Origin of the sequence: Streptomyces sp. SCPE 10 (assembly GCF_051980735.1) — a bacterium.
In the GTDB taxonomy this organism is placed as follows: Bacteria; Actinomycetota; Actinomycetes; order Streptomycetales; family Streptomycetaceae; genus Streptomyces; species Streptomyces misionensis.
On sequence record NZ_CP197069.1, the window covers coordinates 383,707 to 398,537 of the forward strand.

The 14,831-nt window shown below is 72.7% G+C and carries 17 protein-coding genes; 5 read left to right on the plus strand and 12 right to left on the minus strand.

Annotation, left to right across the window (positions count from 1 at the left end; all coding sequences use genetic code 11):
- The first annotated feature begins 1 nt into the window (after position 1).
- The 4 genes from ACSP97_RS01755 to ACSP97_RS01770 all read left to right on the plus strand — a co-directional run bounded on the left by ACSP97_RS01755 (position 2) and on the right by ACSP97_RS01770 (position 3,506).
- Complete coding sequence (locus tag ACSP97_RS01755) at positions 2-808, plus strand: STM4013/SEN3800 family hydrolase (protein WP_355327893.1); 807 nt, start codon at positions 2-4, stop codon at positions 806-808.
- A complete protein-coding gene (locus ACSP97_RS01760; protein WP_440556147.1) occupies positions 805-2,154 on the plus strand; it encodes an STM4012 family radical SAM protein in 1,350 nt (449 codons plus the stop codon). The genes ACSP97_RS01755 and ACSP97_RS01760 overlap by 4 nt, the downstream gene beginning before the upstream one ends.
- Positions 2,155-2,164: 10 nt before the next feature.
- Positions 2,165-3,025 carry an STM4011 family radical SAM protein gene (locus ACSP97_RS01765; RefSeq protein WP_440556148.1) on the plus strand — a complete coding sequence of 287 codons (861 nt, stop codon included), beginning with the start codon at positions 2,165-2,167 and terminating at the stop codon, positions 3,023-3,025.
- A gap of 259 nt (positions 3,026-3,284) precedes the next feature.
- On the plus strand, positions 3,285-3,506 hold the full coding sequence (locus ACSP97_RS01770) for a hypothetical protein (RefSeq protein ID WP_355147179.1): 222 nt from the start codon (positions 3,285-3,287) through the stop codon (positions 3,504-3,506).
- A gap of 108 nt (positions 3,507-3,614) precedes the next feature.
- On the opposite strand, the gene ACSP97_RS01775 is transcribed toward ACSP97_RS01770, so the two are convergent.
- The 11 genes from ACSP97_RS01775 to ACSP97_RS01825 form a co-directional block, all read right to left on the minus strand.
- A complete protein-coding gene (locus tag ACSP97_RS01775) occupies positions 3,615-4,556 on the minus strand; it encodes an urease accessory protein UreD (RefSeq protein ID WP_391870753.1) in 942 nt (313 codons plus the stop codon).
- On the minus strand, positions 4,553-5,263 hold the full coding sequence (gene ureG / locus ACSP97_RS01780; RefSeq protein WP_435642400.1) for an urease accessory protein UreG: 711 nt from the start codon (positions 5,261-5,263) through the stop codon (positions 4,553-4,555). The genes ACSP97_RS01775 and ureG overlap by 4 nt, the downstream gene beginning before the upstream one ends.
- A gap of 69 nt (positions 5,264-5,332) precedes the next feature.
- Positions 5,333-6,019 (minus strand): urease accessory protein UreF, encoded by a 687-nt coding sequence (locus ACSP97_RS01785; RefSeq protein ID WP_440558538.1) that lies wholly within the window; start codon positions 6,017-6,019, stop codon positions 5,333-5,335.
- Between the two features lie 98 nt (positions 6,020-6,117).
- Complete coding sequence (ureC, locus tag ACSP97_RS01790) at positions 6,118-7,842, minus strand: urease subunit alpha (protein WP_440556149.1); 1,725 nt, start codon at positions 7,840-7,842, stop codon at positions 6,118-6,120.
- Positions 7,842-8,252: an urease subunit beta gene (locus tag ACSP97_RS01795; protein ID WP_355147173.1), complete on the minus strand. Its 411-nt coding sequence runs from the start codon at positions 8,250-8,252 to the stop codon at positions 7,842-7,844. The genes ureC and ACSP97_RS01795 overlap by 1 nt, the downstream gene beginning before the upstream one ends.
- Positions 8,253-8,283: 31 nt before the next feature.
- A complete protein-coding gene (locus tag ACSP97_RS01800; RefSeq protein ID WP_355147171.1) occupies positions 8,284-8,589 on the minus strand; it encodes an urease subunit gamma in 306 nt (101 codons plus the stop codon).
- A gap of 66 nt (positions 8,590-8,655) precedes the next feature.
- Entirely contained in the window at positions 8,656-8,835 is a 180-nt protein-coding gene (locus tag ACSP97_RS01805; RefSeq protein WP_440556150.1) for a hypothetical protein, read from the minus strand.
- 2 nt (positions 8,836-8,837) lie between these two features.
- Positions 8,838-9,374, minus strand: coding sequence for an urea transporter (locus ACSP97_RS01810; RefSeq protein WP_440556151.1), 537 nt, complete (start codon positions 9,372-9,374; stop codon positions 8,838-8,840).
- A 285-nt stretch (positions 9,375-9,659) separates the two neighbouring features.
- Complete coding sequence (locus tag ACSP97_RS01815; RefSeq protein WP_440556152.1) at positions 9,660-10,412, minus strand: GNAT family N-acetyltransferase; 753 nt, start codon at positions 10,410-10,412, stop codon at positions 9,660-9,662.
- A 185-nt stretch (positions 10,413-10,597) separates the two neighbouring features.
- Positions 10,598-11,482 carry a peptidoglycan-binding protein gene (locus ACSP97_RS01820; protein WP_364726426.1) on the minus strand — a complete coding sequence of 295 codons (885 nt, stop codon included), beginning with the start codon at positions 11,480-11,482 and terminating at the stop codon, positions 10,598-10,600.
- A gap of 627 nt (positions 11,483-12,109) precedes the next feature.
- On the minus strand, positions 12,110-12,988 hold the full coding sequence (locus tag ACSP97_RS01825; RefSeq protein ID WP_440556153.1) for an NADP-dependent oxidoreductase: 879 nt from the start codon (positions 12,986-12,988) through the stop codon (positions 12,110-12,112).
- Positions 12,989-13,106: 118 nt separating this feature from the next.
- Here ACSP97_RS01825 and ACSP97_RS01830 point away from each other — a divergent pair, with 118 nt between their 5' ends.
- On the plus strand, positions 13,107-13,508 hold the full coding sequence (locus ACSP97_RS01830; protein WP_355147161.1) for a MerR family transcriptional regulator: 402 nt from the start codon (positions 13,107-13,109) through the stop codon (positions 13,506-13,508).
- A gap of 91 nt (positions 13,509-13,599) precedes the next feature.
- On the opposite strand, the gene ACSP97_RS01835 is transcribed toward ACSP97_RS01830, so the two are convergent.
- A complete protein-coding gene (locus ACSP97_RS01835; RefSeq protein ID WP_440556154.1) occupies positions 13,600-14,823 on the minus strand; it encodes a TetR/AcrR family transcriptional regulator in 1,224 nt (407 codons plus the stop codon).
- Between the last annotated feature and the right edge of the window lie 8 nt (positions 14,824-14,831).

Below are 14,831 nucleotides of genomic sequence, written 5' to 3' on the forward strand. Positions count from 1 at the left end.
CATGAACGAGATCGTGGGCAGCCACGATCTGCTGCTGGTCACGCTCGACACCCTCCGCTACGACGTGGCGCAGGAGCTGGCGGCGGCCGGGCGCATCCCGAACCTGGCCCGGCATCTGCCGGACGGCGGCTGGGAGCGCAGGCACGCGCCGGGCAGCTTCACCTACGCCTCCCACCAGGCGATGTTCGCCGGTTTCCTGCCGACACCGGCCACGCCGGGCCCGCACCCTCGGCTGTTCGCGGCGCGCTTCGCGGGCAGTGAGAGCACGGCGGACGGCACCTTCGTGTACGACACACCGGACCTGGTCTCGGGCCTGGCCGCCGTGGGCTATCACACGGTGTGCATCGGCGGGGTCGGCTTCTTCAACAAGCAGGGGCCGCTGGGCTCGGTGCTGCCGGGGATGTTCCAGGAGAGCCACTGGGAGCCGGAGTTCGGGGTGGCCTCCCCCACCTCGTTCGAGGCCCAGGTGGCGTGCGCCGAGAAGGTCGTCGCCGGTCTTCCCGAGGAGCGGCGACTGTTCCTCTTCGTCAATGTGGCGGCCCTGCACCAGCCCAACTGGTTCCACCGTCCCGGAGCCACCCGCGAGGCGGGCGACACCCGGGAGTCCCACGCGGCGGCCCTCGAATACGTGGACCGGCACATCGGCCGTCTGCTGGCGGCGGCCGGCAGCCGCCGCCCGTGCTTCGCGATCGTCTGTTCCGACCACGGCACCGCGTACGGCGAGGACGGCCACACCGGTCACCGCATCGGTCACGAGGTCGTCTGGACCGTCCCCTACGCCCACTTCTTCGTCGACGAGGCACGATGACCATCACCACGGCGGCTGCCGTCCGCCCGTACCAGCAGTACGTCTACGCCTATCCGCACAAGACCGCGTACCGCCCGCTGCCCCCGGAGCGTGCGTCACTGCGCGCCCTGTGGGCGGACGAGCCGAAGGACGCCCTCTCGCTCTACTTCCACATTCCGTTCTGCGAGGTGCGCTGCGGATTCTGCAACCTCTTCACGCGGATCGGCGCACCGGACGGGCTGACCACCGCCTACCTGGACGCGCTGGAGCGCCAGGCGTCGGCGGTGCGCGAGGCGCTGGGCGAGGGGGCCCGGTTCGCCAACGCGGCCTTCGGCGGCGGCACTCCGACGTTCCTGGAGGCGGCGGAGCTGGAGCGGCTGTGCGACCTGGCCGAGCACGGACTGGGCGCCGACCTGGCCGCAGTCCCGCTGTCGGTGGAGGCCTCACCGGCGACGGCGACCGCCGACCGGCTGGCCGTGCTGGCCGCCCGCGGCACCACCCGGCTGAGCCTGGGCGTACAGAGCTTCGACGACGCCGAGGCGCGCACGGCCGTACGCCCCCAGCGGCGGGCGGACGTGGAGGCGGCGCTCGGCCGGATCCGTGACGCAGCCATCCCCGTGCTGAACATCGACCTGATCTACGGCATCGACGGCCAGACCGAGAGATCGTTCACCTCTTCCCTCGACGCCGCCCTCGCCTGGCGGCCCGAGGAGCTGTACCTCTACCCGCTCTACGTGCGCCCGCTCACCGGTCTCGGCCGGCGGCGCGAGCGGGTCTCCGGCGACGCCGACTGGGACGAGCAGCGGCTGCGGCTGTACCGCCACGGCCGGGACCATCTGCTCGCGCACGGCTACGAGCAGGTCTCGATGCGGATGTTCCGCCGCGCGGACGCCCCGGTCACCGGCGGGGAGGACTACGCGTGCCAGACCGACGGCATGGTCGGCCTCGGCTGCGGCGCCCGCTCGTACACCTCCCGGCTGCACTACTCCTTCGACTACGCCGTGGACATGCACCGCATACGCTCGATCGTCGACGCGTACACCGCGCGCACCACCGACGGTTTCCGGCACGCGGACTTCGGCTGGGAGATGGACGGGGACGAGGCCCGTCGCCGCCATCTGCTCCAGTCGCTGCTCCAGGCCGAGGGAATGGAGACCGCCGGCTACCGGGCCCGGTTCGGCACCGCGCCCGACGACGACTTCGCCGCCGAACTGGACCGGTTCCGCGACCGGGGGTGGCTGGACGAGAGCGCCGGCCCGGGGCTGCTGCGCCTGTCCCCCGAGGGCCTGGCCCATTCGGACGCGCTGGGCCCCGAGTTGTTCTCCGCCGCGGTGCGCGCGCGGATGGCCGCCTACGAGCCGAAGTGAGCGGGTGAACGTGGATCTGACGATTCTCTACCGTGGCCCGCTGGCGTCGTGCGACTACGACTGCCCGTACTGCCCGTTCGCCAAGCGCCGCGACAGCCGTGCCCAACTGGCCGCGGACCGGGCCGCGTTGGAACGGTTCGCCGACTGGGCGGCCGCGCAGGAGGGCGACCGGCTGTCGCTGCTGTTCACCCCGTGGGGCGAGGGGCTGGTGCGCTCCTGGTACCGGCGTGCGCTCGTGGAACTGAGCCGGTTGCCGCACATCCGCCGGGTGGCGATCCAGACCAACCTCAGCTGCCGCACCGACTGGCTGGACGCGGCCGACGCGGACACGCTCGCGCTGTGGTGCACGTACCACCCGGGGCAGACGCCGTACGACCGCTTCCTCGGCAAGTGCCGCGACCTGGCCGAGCGCGGCATTCGGCACAGCGTGGGCGTGGTGGGCCTGCCCGAGCACCTGGACCTGGCCCGCCGGCTGCGCGCGGACCTGCCCGAGCAGGTCTACCTGTGGGTCAACGCCGCCGAGGGGCACACCTACACCGACGCCGAGGCGGACCGGTGGACGGCTCTCGACCCGCTGTTCCCGTACAGCCGCCACCCGCACCGCAGCGCGGGTCTGCCGTGCCGCACCGGGGAGTCCGTCGTCTCGGTGGACGGGGAGGGCACGGTGCGCCGCTGCCATTTCGTCCGCGCGGAGCTGGGCAACCTCTACGACGGCTCCTACCGGCGGGCCCTGCGCCCGCGTGCCTGTCCGCTCGCGGTCTGCGACTGCCACATCGGCTACGTCCATCTGGAGACGCTGCCGCTGTACGACGTGTTCGCGGGCGGGGTGCTGGAACGGATACCGGCCGCGGTGCCGCTGGTTCACCGCTGACGCGGGCCGCCGTCGAGGCCGCGGCGGCGCTGGAAGGCCATCGCGACCGCCGTGAGCGCGGCCGGCACGGCCGAGCGCGGTTGCGGCCGCTCCCCCGTCGGCGTGGGACACGCTGTCCCCCTGGGCTCGCCGTCGGGGCCGTGCGGCCGGGGCGGTTCGGGGCGCACGGCACGGGTCCTGATCGACGTGCGGGCGGGAGAAGCGCCCCAGAGGATGGGTTGAGGGGCACGATTTGCCGAAGCAGAAGGAGAGTGCAGTCATGCGAGGTCGCATCACACGCACGCTGGCCGCCGGCCTCACTGCGGGCATCCTGGCGAGCGGCGCGGCCGTAGCCTCGGTCGGAACCGCCTCCGCGGCGCCGCAAGCGGCCCCGGGTGCGTATCCCACGGCGCACCACTGCTACAAGGTCAAGGGGCATTACGCCCACCGCAACGGCAAGCGGGTGTGGGTCAAGGCGCACACGGTCTGCACCAAGCGCTGACCTCTCGGCGACGCCGCGCGTCGTCACGGCGTCCCTCCGTCGCCGTCGCGTCGCCACGGGACGGACACGCAGGGCCGCGTGTACGGCCCGTCACGTTCCGGTTACCCGTCAGGTCTTGCGGAGGTCGGGAGCGGGTACGCCGATGAGCAGACGGCGTACGGCGTCCCAGGCGGTGTGCAGGGCGCGGGTGATCGCGGGCGGGTCGCTGCCCAGGATCCGCGCCCAGGCTCCGCAGTCGTCGGGCAGCACGCTCACCCCGAAGACCGTGCCGGTGTCCGCCAGCGCCTCGTGCAGCACGTCGGCGATCTCCGCGGCGGGGGCGAGCGGGGAGACGACGTACAGCGTGGCCATCAGGTCGTGGTCGGCGAACACCGCCGGGCCGGTCACCGGGCCGGGCTCGCCCGGGTCCAGGCGTACGGTGTCCACGGCCAGCAGATCGCCGTCCCCACGGGTGATCTCCAGGTCGCTGAAGAGCATGCGGTAGGCGTGCCGTTCGCCCCGGGCCAGCCGGCCGGCGGCGATGGTCTCGCCCAGCAGCACGGTGGCCGTGGGGTCGACGGTCACTTCGGTGTGCTGGTAGAAGCGCGCGTCCCGGTACGGGATCAGCGGATCCGGCAGGTACTCGACGTAACTGTCCGCCTCCGCGCGGAGGTTGACGATCTGGGTGGCGTGGTCGAACTCCATCCGGTGCAGTTTGGTGGCGGCCTGTGTCGTCAGGTGCACCGCCGTGCCGGGCCCGCAGTCGATGTCCAGGCGGTTGCGGTCGGCCTGGACGATGCCGCCGCCCGTGGACATCAGATAGGTCACCGGCATGTCGGGCCGCAGCGGGTCGACGTACAGCGGTCGCATGATCTGCAGGGGGGACTTCTGGTAGCGGTCCACGAGTTCGGTGCGGTCGCCGACGCGCGCGTAGCGCAGTTCGAGCAGGCCGACCTTGCCGGGGCGCCCGGCGGCCAGGGTGTCCGCCGGGCCGGTGAGGTCGCGCATCCGGGCCGGTGTCCGGCGGGGTTCGTAGTGGGCGGGGTCCAGCCGCGCGGGCGCCGTGGTCATGCGGTGGCCGTCTCCCGGCCGGCCGGGCGGGCGGCCTCGTGGGACAGCAGGAAGTCGGCGATGGTCTCCAGGCCCTCGCCGGTCAGGGAGTTGGTGAGCACCACCGGCCGTCCCTGGCGGACGTGATGGGCGTCCGACTCCATCCGCGACAGGTCGCAGCGCACGTACCGGGCGATGTCGATCTTGTTGATGACGAGCAGCTCGCACTCGGTGATGCCGGGGCCCCGCTTGCGCGGCATCTTGTCGCCCTCCGCGGTGTCCAGCACGAACAGGAAGAGGTCGACGAGTGCCGGGCTGAAGGTGAGGGTGAGGTTGTCGCCGCCGCTCTCGAAGAGCAGCGTGTCCACCTCGGGGAAGCGCTCCAGGATCTCGTCGGCGGCGGCCTGGTTCATCGTCGGGTCGTCGCGGACCGCCGTGTGCGGGCAGGCGCCGGTCTCCACGCCGACGATGCGGTCCGCGTCGAGGACCCCGGCGAGGGTGCGCCGCACATGCGCGGCGTCCTCGGAGGTGTAGATGTCGTTGGTGATCACCGCGGGGGTGCGGCCGCGGCCGATGAGCACCGGGACGAGCGCCTCGATCAGCGCGGTCTTGCCCGAGCCGACCGGCCCGGCGACGCCGACGCGCAGCACGCCGTCCGCGGGGCGCTTCACGAACTCGTCGTGGTCGTGGTGGTGGGCGGAGCCTCGTACCTGGGTGGGGTCGTGCATGGGAGGGGTTCCTTGTCCTCGATGGTGTGTCGTGTCGGTGCGGTTCCGGCCGCCCGGTCCGGCGGTTGTCTAGCTCGCGAAGAGCCGGGCCTCCGCGCGTTCGTGCCGGCCCGCCATCACGTCCGCGACGGGCACGCAGCCGCCCAGATCGGGCAGTTCCCGGCGCAGGGCCGCCTCGACGGTCTCCTCGATCACCGGGGCGGCGCCGTGCAGCACGACCTGGGCCCGGCGGTGGTCGGTGAGCCGCAGGCGCAGGGCGGCCCCCACGAAGCTGGCCGCGAAGGCGAACAGCTCGCAGGTGACCGCCTGCCTGGTGGTGAGCCCGGCCGCCGCGTGGACGACGCCCGCGACGACCGGCTGGCAGCCGCGCACCGTGCCCGCGCGGTACAGGGTGCGGTAGTGCTCGATCGGCGGTGTGCCGTAGACCTCGCCGGCCAGGTCGAGCAGTTGCCGTCCCGTGCGGACGGTGGCCTGCCGGGCCTCCCGGCCCAGCTTGGTGGCGTACAACCGCCTTTCCACGGCCACCACTTGGTCCCAGTCCTCGGCGCCGGCCGCGCGGTGGGCGAGGGCGAGGGCGGTCGCGTCGGCCGGTCCCGCGCTGTGTCGGAGCAGGTCGTGCAGGAGGGCGGGCAGGCTCCGCGGGGTGACCGCGCGGGCCTGCTGGAAGCCCTCCAGGCCGTGCGAAAGGGTGTAGTAGCCGCTGGGGAAGGCCGAGTCCGTGAGCTGGAGCCCGGTCAGCAGCGCCTGGGTCGGCATCGGGTCGTTCACACCGGGTCTCCGTTCCTGCCGGATGGGCGCCCGCCGCGGTCCGGCCGTGGGCGCGGGAGGCGCCCGGGGCCGGTGCCGGTGGCGGGTCAGACGATGTAGAAGAGCTGGTTGAGCGGGAGGCGTTCGGCGGGCTCGATGGTGGCGGGCTCACCGTCCACGGTGACCTTGTAGGTCTCCGGGTCGACCTCGATCCGCGGCAGCGCGTCGTTGCGGACCATGTGCTGCTTGCCGATGGTCCGGCAGCGCCGCACCGGCTCGATCCGGCGCTGCAGGCCCAGCTCGCCGGGGACGCCTGCGGCGATGGACACCTGGGACAGGAAGGTGACCGAGGTGCGCTGCCTGGCCCGGCCGTAGGAGCCGAACATGGGCCGGTAGTAGACCGGTTGGGGCGTCGGCAGGGAGGCGTTGGGGTCACCCATCAGCGCCCAGTTCACCATGCCGCCCTTGATGATCAGCTTGGGCTTGGCGGCGAAGGAGTGGATCGGCCAGAGCACGATGTCGGCGAGCTTGCCGGGCTCCAGCGAGCCGATCACATCGGCGGCGCCCACCGCGATCGCGGGGTTGATGGTGAGCTTCGCGAGGTAGCGCAGGACGCGCGCGTTGTCGTTGCGGGAGCTGTCCTCGGCCAGCGTGCCGCGCATCTCCTTGCAGTGGTGCGCGGTCTGGAAGGCGCGGGCGAAGGACTCGCCGACCCGGCCCATGGCCTGGGAGTCGGAGGAGAAGATGCTGATCACGCCGAGGTCGTGCAGTACCGTCTCGGCCGCGATGGTCTCGGCCCGCACCCGGCTGTCGGCGAACGACACGTCCTCGGGGATGTTGCGGGACAGGTGGTGGCAGACCATCACCATGTCCAGCAGTTCGTCCACCGAGTTGATGGTGTACGGCAGCGTGGGGTTGGTCGAGGACGGCAGCACGTTGGGCTCGCCGGAGACCCGCATGATGTCGGGGGCGTGACCGCCGCCCGCGCCCTCGGTGTGGAACGTGTGGATGGTCCGGCCATCGATCGCGGACAGGGTGTCCTCGAAGAAGCCGCCCTCGTTGAGGGTGTCGGTGTGGATGGCGAGCTGTACGTCGTACTCGTCGGCGATCCGCAGCGCGTTGTCGATGGCGGCCGGGGTGGCGCCCCAGTCCTCGTGCACCTTCAGGCCGGCCGCACCCGCCTCGACCTGTTCGCGCAGCGCCCCGGGCAGGCTGCCGTTGCCCTTGCCGAGCAGGCCGACGTTGACCGGCAGGTCCTCGACGGCCTCCAGCATCCGGTGGATATTCCACGGGCCGGGGGTGCAGGTGGTGCCGTTGCTGCCGTCGGTGGGTCCGGTGCCGCCGCCGAAGAAGGTGGTGATGCCGTTGGACAGGCCCTCCTGGGCCTGCTGGGGCGAGATGAAGTGGATGTGGCTGTCGACGCCGCCGGCGGTGGCGATCAGGTGCTCGCCGGAGATCACCTCGGTGCCGGGCCCGATGACCAGCTTGGGGTCCACCCCGTTCTGCACATGGGGGTTGCCGGCCTTGCCGACTCCCACGATCAGGCCGTCGCGGACGCCGATATCGCCCTTGACGACGCCCAGGACCGGGTCGAGGACCACGACGTTGGTGATCACCAGGTCGAGGGCGCCCTCGCGGTTCAGCGCGGCGGGGTCCTGGGCCATGCCGTCCCGGATGGCCTTGCCGCCGCCGTAGACGGCCTCGTCGCCGTAGGAGCCGGCGTTGTGGTCGTACTCGACCTCGACGACCAGGTTGGTGTCGGCCAGGTGGAACCGGTCACCCACGGTGGGGCCGAACAGGTCGGTGTACTGCCGGCGCGGGATGATCGCCATCAGTGGTCGGCTCCCTCGTTCTCGGTGTCGGTGCTGCCGCTCGTGGTGGCGAATCCCCGGTGCGCCGCGCGGTGCAGCGCGGCCCGCCGGGTGTCGTCGGCGTTCAGGCCGCCGTTGACGAGTCCGGCGAAGCCGACGAGCCGTCGGGTGCCGCCGAAGGCGCACAGCTCGACCTCGCGGGTGTCGCCGGGTTCGAAGCGCACGGCGGTGCCGGACGGGATGTCCAGGTGCATGCCGTACGCGGCCTCGCGGTCGAACCGCAGCGCGCGGTTGGCCTCGAAGAAGTGGTAGTGCGAGCCGATCTGGACAGCACGGTCGCCGGTGTTGGCGACGGTGAGACGGACCTTGGCCCGACCGGAGTTGATCTCCACGGGGTCGTCCCCGTAGAGGTAGTGGGCTCCACCCGACATCGTTGGCCTCCTCGGTGGTTCAGGCGGTGGGTCAGGCACTGATCGGGTCGTGGCAGGTGACCAGCTTCGTTCCGTCCACGAACGCCGTCTCGACCTGGAGGACGGTGAGCATCTCGCGCACCCCGGGCATCACGTCGTCGGCGGAGACGACCTTGCGGCCCAGTTCCATGCACTCGGCCACGGTGTGTCCGTCGCGGGCGGCTTCGAGCACGGCCTCGGTGATCAGCGCGGCCGCTTCGCTGTAGTTGAGCTTGGTGCCCCGGGCCCTGCGGCGCCGGGCCAGGTCCGCCACCACATAGACGTGGAGCTTGTCGATTTCGCGCGGTGAGAGGTTCATGGCGTCACTTCGCTTTCTCGTACGACATGCCGGGCCGGTCCACCGCCGGCGCGGCACCCAGGAAGGTCAGGGTGAGGAAGGTCGCCGCCGGCGCGATGGCGACGAGCACTCCGTTGTAGCCGTAAAGCCCCTCGCCAGCCGGTCGGAGGGCAGGCCCATGACGTGGGCGGTCACGGTCGCGACGGCGCTGTCGCAGGCGGCGGCGACGGCCACCCGCCAGGAGGTGACGAGCAGGCCGGCCGGCACGATCAGGCCCGCGTACCCCTTGGCGAGGAAGAAGACCCGACCGATTCTGTCGTAGAAGGCGTGGCCGGCGCCGCGGGGGCCGCCGAGGCCGGCAGCGCGATCGCCATGACACCGGCGACGAGGCAGTACGGGGCGGTCAGCACGGGCAGTCCGGGGCGGTCCGGGAAGCGGACGGCCGCCGCGCTGAGCACCGAGCAGACCGCAGCCGCGAGGAGGGCGAGCAGCGCGGTCCGCCACGAGGCGCCGAGCCGGACGAAGAGCGCGATGCCGACGAGGCGGCCGCAGTATCCTTCGAGGCCCTGTCTCAGGCGGCCGGCCCGGTCGCTGCGCAGCACCGTGGCGGTCCCGGTGGACGCCGCCGCGCCGGGCAGTCCGAAGACGCCGATCCGCCAGTCGTCGGTGAACAGCGCGACGAGGAACAGCAATCCCGTCCACGGGCCGGCGCTCAGCGCGACCTGTGCGATACCGCGCGCCTGCGTCCGTCCGACGGCGACCGGGCTCCAGCTCGTGGTCCGCACCGCCTGGGACGCCGTGGGCATGGGTGTTCTCCCTGTGTGAAAAACCCGAAGGAGCCATCAACACCCTTGAGGAACGGGGAAGACGGGGTCGCTTCAACGCTCTGTTGAACCCTACGCCCGCTTCCGGCCACCAAGATCGAAATCCTGCGGTGATCACCCGGGCACACTGCGGGATCACCGCAGGCAGCGTGACCGAGCGGAGGGCACCGAGTGTCTCACCTTGACCTGGATCCAGCCATCCGTTGACCATCTCTTGGATCGATCCAGGTGAAGAGCAAACCAATCACCCGTCGTGGGGGCGGTCCTTCAGGGGCGGCGGACCGGGCCCGCGATCCGGGCGGCGGCGAGTGGCCGCCAGGACAGTCCGAGGCGGCGGTAGAGGCGAATGGCGGCGGTGTTCCAGCCGTCGACCATCAAGGCCGCCATGCCGTGGTCGGCGACGAGACGGTCCAGGACGAGGCCGCACACGGCCGTTCCGGCGCCGCGTCCGCGCGCTCGCTCGGCGGCGGCGACCCCGGCGAGGAATCCGACGCCGGGTGCGCTCCAGGCGTCGGCGGCGCACGCCGACAGCGCCCCGGAGGCGTCGCGCGCCCCGGCCCAGCGGCGCACGCCGGGGCGGCCGGGCCGGGCATGGGAGTTCGCGAACGCCTCGTCCAGCAGCCGGGCGACGTCCGGATGATCCGACGGGGTCAGCCACGCGGCCCCGTCCCCGTGGCCGGTGGCGGTCTCCGTCTGCATCCAGCCGAAGGCGTCGACGAACTCCAGGCGCGGAAGCCGGGTCACGAGGTCGCGGACGAGGTCCTCGTCGCCGACGGGCCGGAAGGTGGGACCGAGCCGGGGCAGGAGCGCGCGGAGCAGGGCCGCGGCGGCGTCGGCGGGTCCGGTGACGGCCAGCCTGTCGCGACCGGACAGGGCGGGGGCCGCCACCGCCGTGGCGTCGCCGAGGCAGAAGGCCCGCGCGCCGCCGAGCAGGTCGCCTGCCGCCCACAGCAGCAGCGGATCGCCGTTCGCCGCGGCCCGGACGTCGTCGAGGGAACGCAGCTCACGCGGATCGGCCATGGGCGCATGGTAGTCGGCGCGGGGGGCCGCGCCCCGTGGCCGGGGAGGAGGGCGGGCGAGCACCTGAGGCTCCTGGCAGCGGCCGACTTGCCCGCCCCCTCATTCGTGATTCCGCGGGTGGCAGACGAGGGCATCCACGCTCGGCGGCCGGGCGGGGCCGCGGTCCCGCCCGGCCGGTGGGCCGGTCAGTCCGACGGCACCTTCAGCCGGTCCCAACTGGTCCGGCCCGGGATGCCGTCCGCGTCCTTGCCTCGGTAGCCGAGTTTCTCCTGCCAGGCCGCGTAGGACTTGCGGTCGGCTTCGGTCCACTCGGGGTTCGGGCCCTTCTCGTAGCGGCCGCAGCCCTCGGCGACCAGGCGGCGGCCCATCGCGGTGATCAGGGGGGACTGCCGCCCGGCGTGGAAGAACCCGGCCCCCGGGAAGGGCGCGTACTCGGGCTTGGGGCCGGGCTTGGGATCGCCCGGTCCCCTGCCGGACTTGTCCGCGAGCCGGTCGGCGATGCGCGACCGCAGGCCGTCCATGGTGAAGCCCCTCGGGTCCTGCTTGCCGGGCTGCCACTCCTTGTGGCCGATGACCGAGCGCTCCGACCACCCGTGGTGCCGGCAGATCGCGGCGGCCACCTTCTCGATGGCCTCCTTCTGCGCCTGGGGCCAAGGGTCCTTGCCGTCGCCGAGGTTGACGCACTCGAAGCCGTAGAAGTGCCGGTTGCCATCGACGTCGGCCTGGTTGTCCCGCGGCAGCTTCGACTCGTCGACGACCGCCCGCAGCACGTCGCCGTCACCGAGCCCGGCGTGGTTGGCGCGGCCGTTGCCGACGAGGTGGACGTGACCGTCCTTGTCGATCACGCCGTGGCAGAGCGGCCCCGGCAGGCCGGAGTAGCCGTCGTAGCAGATGTTCACGGAGTTCTCGGTGCCCGAGGTGACGGTGTGGTGGATCATGACGCCGTTCACCGGGCCCCAGGGCCCCTTGGCGTTGCGGTTGTGGTGGCGCCAGTCGCGCACCTCGTGGACCGTCAGGCCCTCCGCGCGCAGGACCGCCAGCAGCTTGGCCGCGCCCATCGGCTTCGCCATCACTCGTCTCCTTCCGCGGCGGTCTCCGCCGCCGCCGTGGCAGGCCGGCCGGGGCGAGCAACGCTGGTGACTCCTGACGCTCGTAGACGAACACACCTTGCTACGCGCGGAGTTGGGGCAGCAAGCTTCGTTCGGGCCACCCCAATGAAAGGTTTCGTGAAGGCAAACACCTGGTATTCCCGCATTCCGACCGCATGTCATCGACAACAAGGCTCGAAGGATCTTCACGGGCAATACCGAGGGACTATTACGGTCCAATTCCGGCGCGTTTTTGATCAGGTACGAGCGCGCGGAATTCGACCTCGCGCGCATTCGGTGGTGGCGGATTCCGGTGTTCATCGTCCGCACGCAGGGCGGGGCGGTGCCACCGCGGACGGGCGTGCGCCGGTCCGCGCCCGCCGCCCCTGAACACCGCGTGGCCGCGGAAGGTGCGGGCGCGGGTACCCCGGCCCGCGGCCCCGCATCACCTTCAGGCGTGCCGTCCCCATCGCCGGCAAGGCCGTCCCGGTGTCGATGTACCAGTACGGCACGGGCCGACGGGCCTTGTCACCGAGAATTCCACGGCGCGAGATCCTGCCATGCGCACCTCGGATGGCACCCCCGTTCCATTCGGCCCACCCGCCCGGCTCAGAACAGCAGGACCACCTTGCCCGTCAGGCCGCCCGCCTCGAAGCGCTCGTGGGCCGCGCGCAGCTCGGTGAGCGGGTAGTGCGCGGCAACCCGTATCCGCAGTCGCCCGGCGTCGACCAGAGCGGCCAGGTCCGCCAGGTCCTTCCCGCTCTCCTGGACGTAGCTCTTGGCGGCACCGGGCACGTCCGGCAGCGGCTCGTCGGAGATCGAGACGTACAGTCCGCCGTCCGCGAGCGCGGCGGACACGTCGACGCCCGCGGTGTCGAGCACCGCGTCGTACGCCCCGCGGGGCAACTCCGCGACCGAGCGGGTCACCTCCGATGCACCGAACTCCCGTACCAGGTCGATGTGTTCGGGACGGGAGACCAGCCCGTCGACCGTCACGCCGGTCCGCCGGGCCAGCTGGACCGCCAGGCCGCCCACCGCGCCCGCGGCCCCGGTCACCAGCAGGCGGGTGCGGTCTTCCAGGCGCAGCGCGGCGAGCGCCTGCACCGCCGTGGTCCCGGCCAGCGGCAGCGTCGCGGCCTCGGGCAGGGTGAGCGTCGCGGGGGCGTGGGCCAGCAGCCGCTCCGGCAGCCGGACCAGCTCGGCCCAGGTGCCGAGGCCGGTGGCCAGCTGCGCGGACATGGCGATCACCCGGTCGCCGACCGCGAACCGCGCCGAGTCGCTCGCGACGACGATGCCGGCCAGGTCCCAGCCCAGCGTCGCGGGCAGGGCGGGGCCCACGTCCCAGGCCCGGGTCTTCCAGTCCACCGGGTTCAGGCTGCTCGCGACCGTCCGCACCAGCACCTCGCCGGCACCCGGCGCCGGGTCGGCCACCTCCCGTACGGTGAGCACCTCGGGACCGCCGTGGACATCGATCTGTACCGCGCGCATGACGACAACTCCTCGTGTTCCCAGGCCGGATCACCGGCCGCGGTGGCCGCTCCGGCCCCGCCTCGGAGCTCACGCTAAAGTCTGACACCGGTGTGAGAGTCAAGCCGAGGAGGCCGTCATGCGCATCGGTGAGATGGTCCGGCGCACCGGAGTCGCCGAGCGGCTGCTGCGCTACTACGAGGAGCAGGGCCTGCTGGCACCGGAGCGCCTGCCCAGCGGTTACCGCGTCTACGACGAGCAGGACGTCGAGACGGTCCGCCGGATCCGCACGCTGCTCGCCGCCGGACTCACCACGGACACCATCGCGCGGGTGCTGCCGTGCGTCCGCGACGAGGGCGAGCGGCTGGTGCCGGTCTGCGCGGACCTGGTCGCGGAGCTGCGCCGGGAACGCGAGCGGATCACCCGCGTCATCGACGACCTCCAGGCGTCGCGCGGCATGCTGGACACCGTCATCGAGGCCGGTCCGCGGCCGGTGCCGGCGGGTGCCCCGGCGGCCCGCGCGGGCGGCCGGCCGGACTGACCCGGGGGCCGGAGGGAGGTGCTGCCGCCCTGGACCACTCGCCCGTACCGTTCGATCTTCGTGCACGGCATCGGGAAGCTGCCGGTTGAGGTCACTCCGGCCCGAGTTCCAGCAGTTCGCAGCCGAGTCGGTGCAGGGCGCGCGCGATCCCCGGCCGGGTGCCGAGCCGGGGGGTGCGGGCCACGTCGTTGACGACACTGAGGACGGCCTGCACCCGCACCCGGGCCTCGGCCGGCGCCATGGCCGGGTGGACCGCGCCCAGCAGCGCCAGCCACTCCGCGATGTAGTCGCGCTGGAACTGGTGGGTGCGCCGCCGGTCCTCCTCCTGGAGGTGTTCGGTCTCGGTGGCGATCAGCGTCACCAGGTGCCGGGAGGCGAGCGCGTTGCGGGTGTAGCGCCACACCAGCCGGCGCAGCGCCTGCGCGTGGTCCTCGGCCGCGGCGAGCACCTCCGCGAGATCGAGCCAGAGGCGTTCGACGCAGCGGTGCACGGCCGTGGCCAGGATCTCGTGCTTGCTGGCGAAGTGGTGGTAGATGCTCTGCCCGGCGATCCCGACGGCCGCGCCGGTCTCCTCCAGGCTGACCGAGGCGTAGCCGCGCTCGGCGAACAGTTCGGTCGCCGCGGCGAGCAGCGCCTCACGGCGTGAACGATGCGACAACGGCGATCGTGAGGTGCGCGGTCGAGGCTCCCCGATGCCGGGCAGATCGGCCGTGGCGACGCGGTGCATGAGGTGCGCGACGAGTTCCGGGCCCTCGGGCGCCTGCAGCTCCACGTGCTGGTAGGCGAGGCTGGCCGCCACCCCCAGCGTGCCCCAGGACAGCAGCTCCGCGTGGCCCGGGTCCAGTCCCGGCCGGGCCGCGGTCAGCCGGTCGTCGAGCGCGCGCCGGGCCGCGTGCAGCCGGCGGGCGAGCCGGGCGTACTGCTCGGCGGGCAGGTGCCGGGCCTCGCGCTGCCACAGCACGCCGAGCTCCCGCCGGGCCAGCGCGGTTCCCGCGAACTCCCCCGCCAGTACGTCGAGTTCGCCCGGCTTCGCGGTGTGCAGACCGGCCAGGCAGGAGTCGAGCGCCTCGGCGACGACGGCGTGCAGCAGCTCCTGCTTGCCGCGGAAGTGCCGGTACAGGGCGGAGGGGCCGATGCCCACCGCCGCCGCGATGTCGCTCATCGCCACATGTGCGTAGCCGTGGCGGGAGAACAACTCGCGGGCCGCGGTGACGATCAGCTCGCGGCGGTTGCGCGGACGCGTCCCGCGCGCGAGCGGAACGGTCCCGGTCTTCGGAGCGACCCGCGCCGCCGCCGTCTGCGTCCCGGTCCTCACCGTGTCCT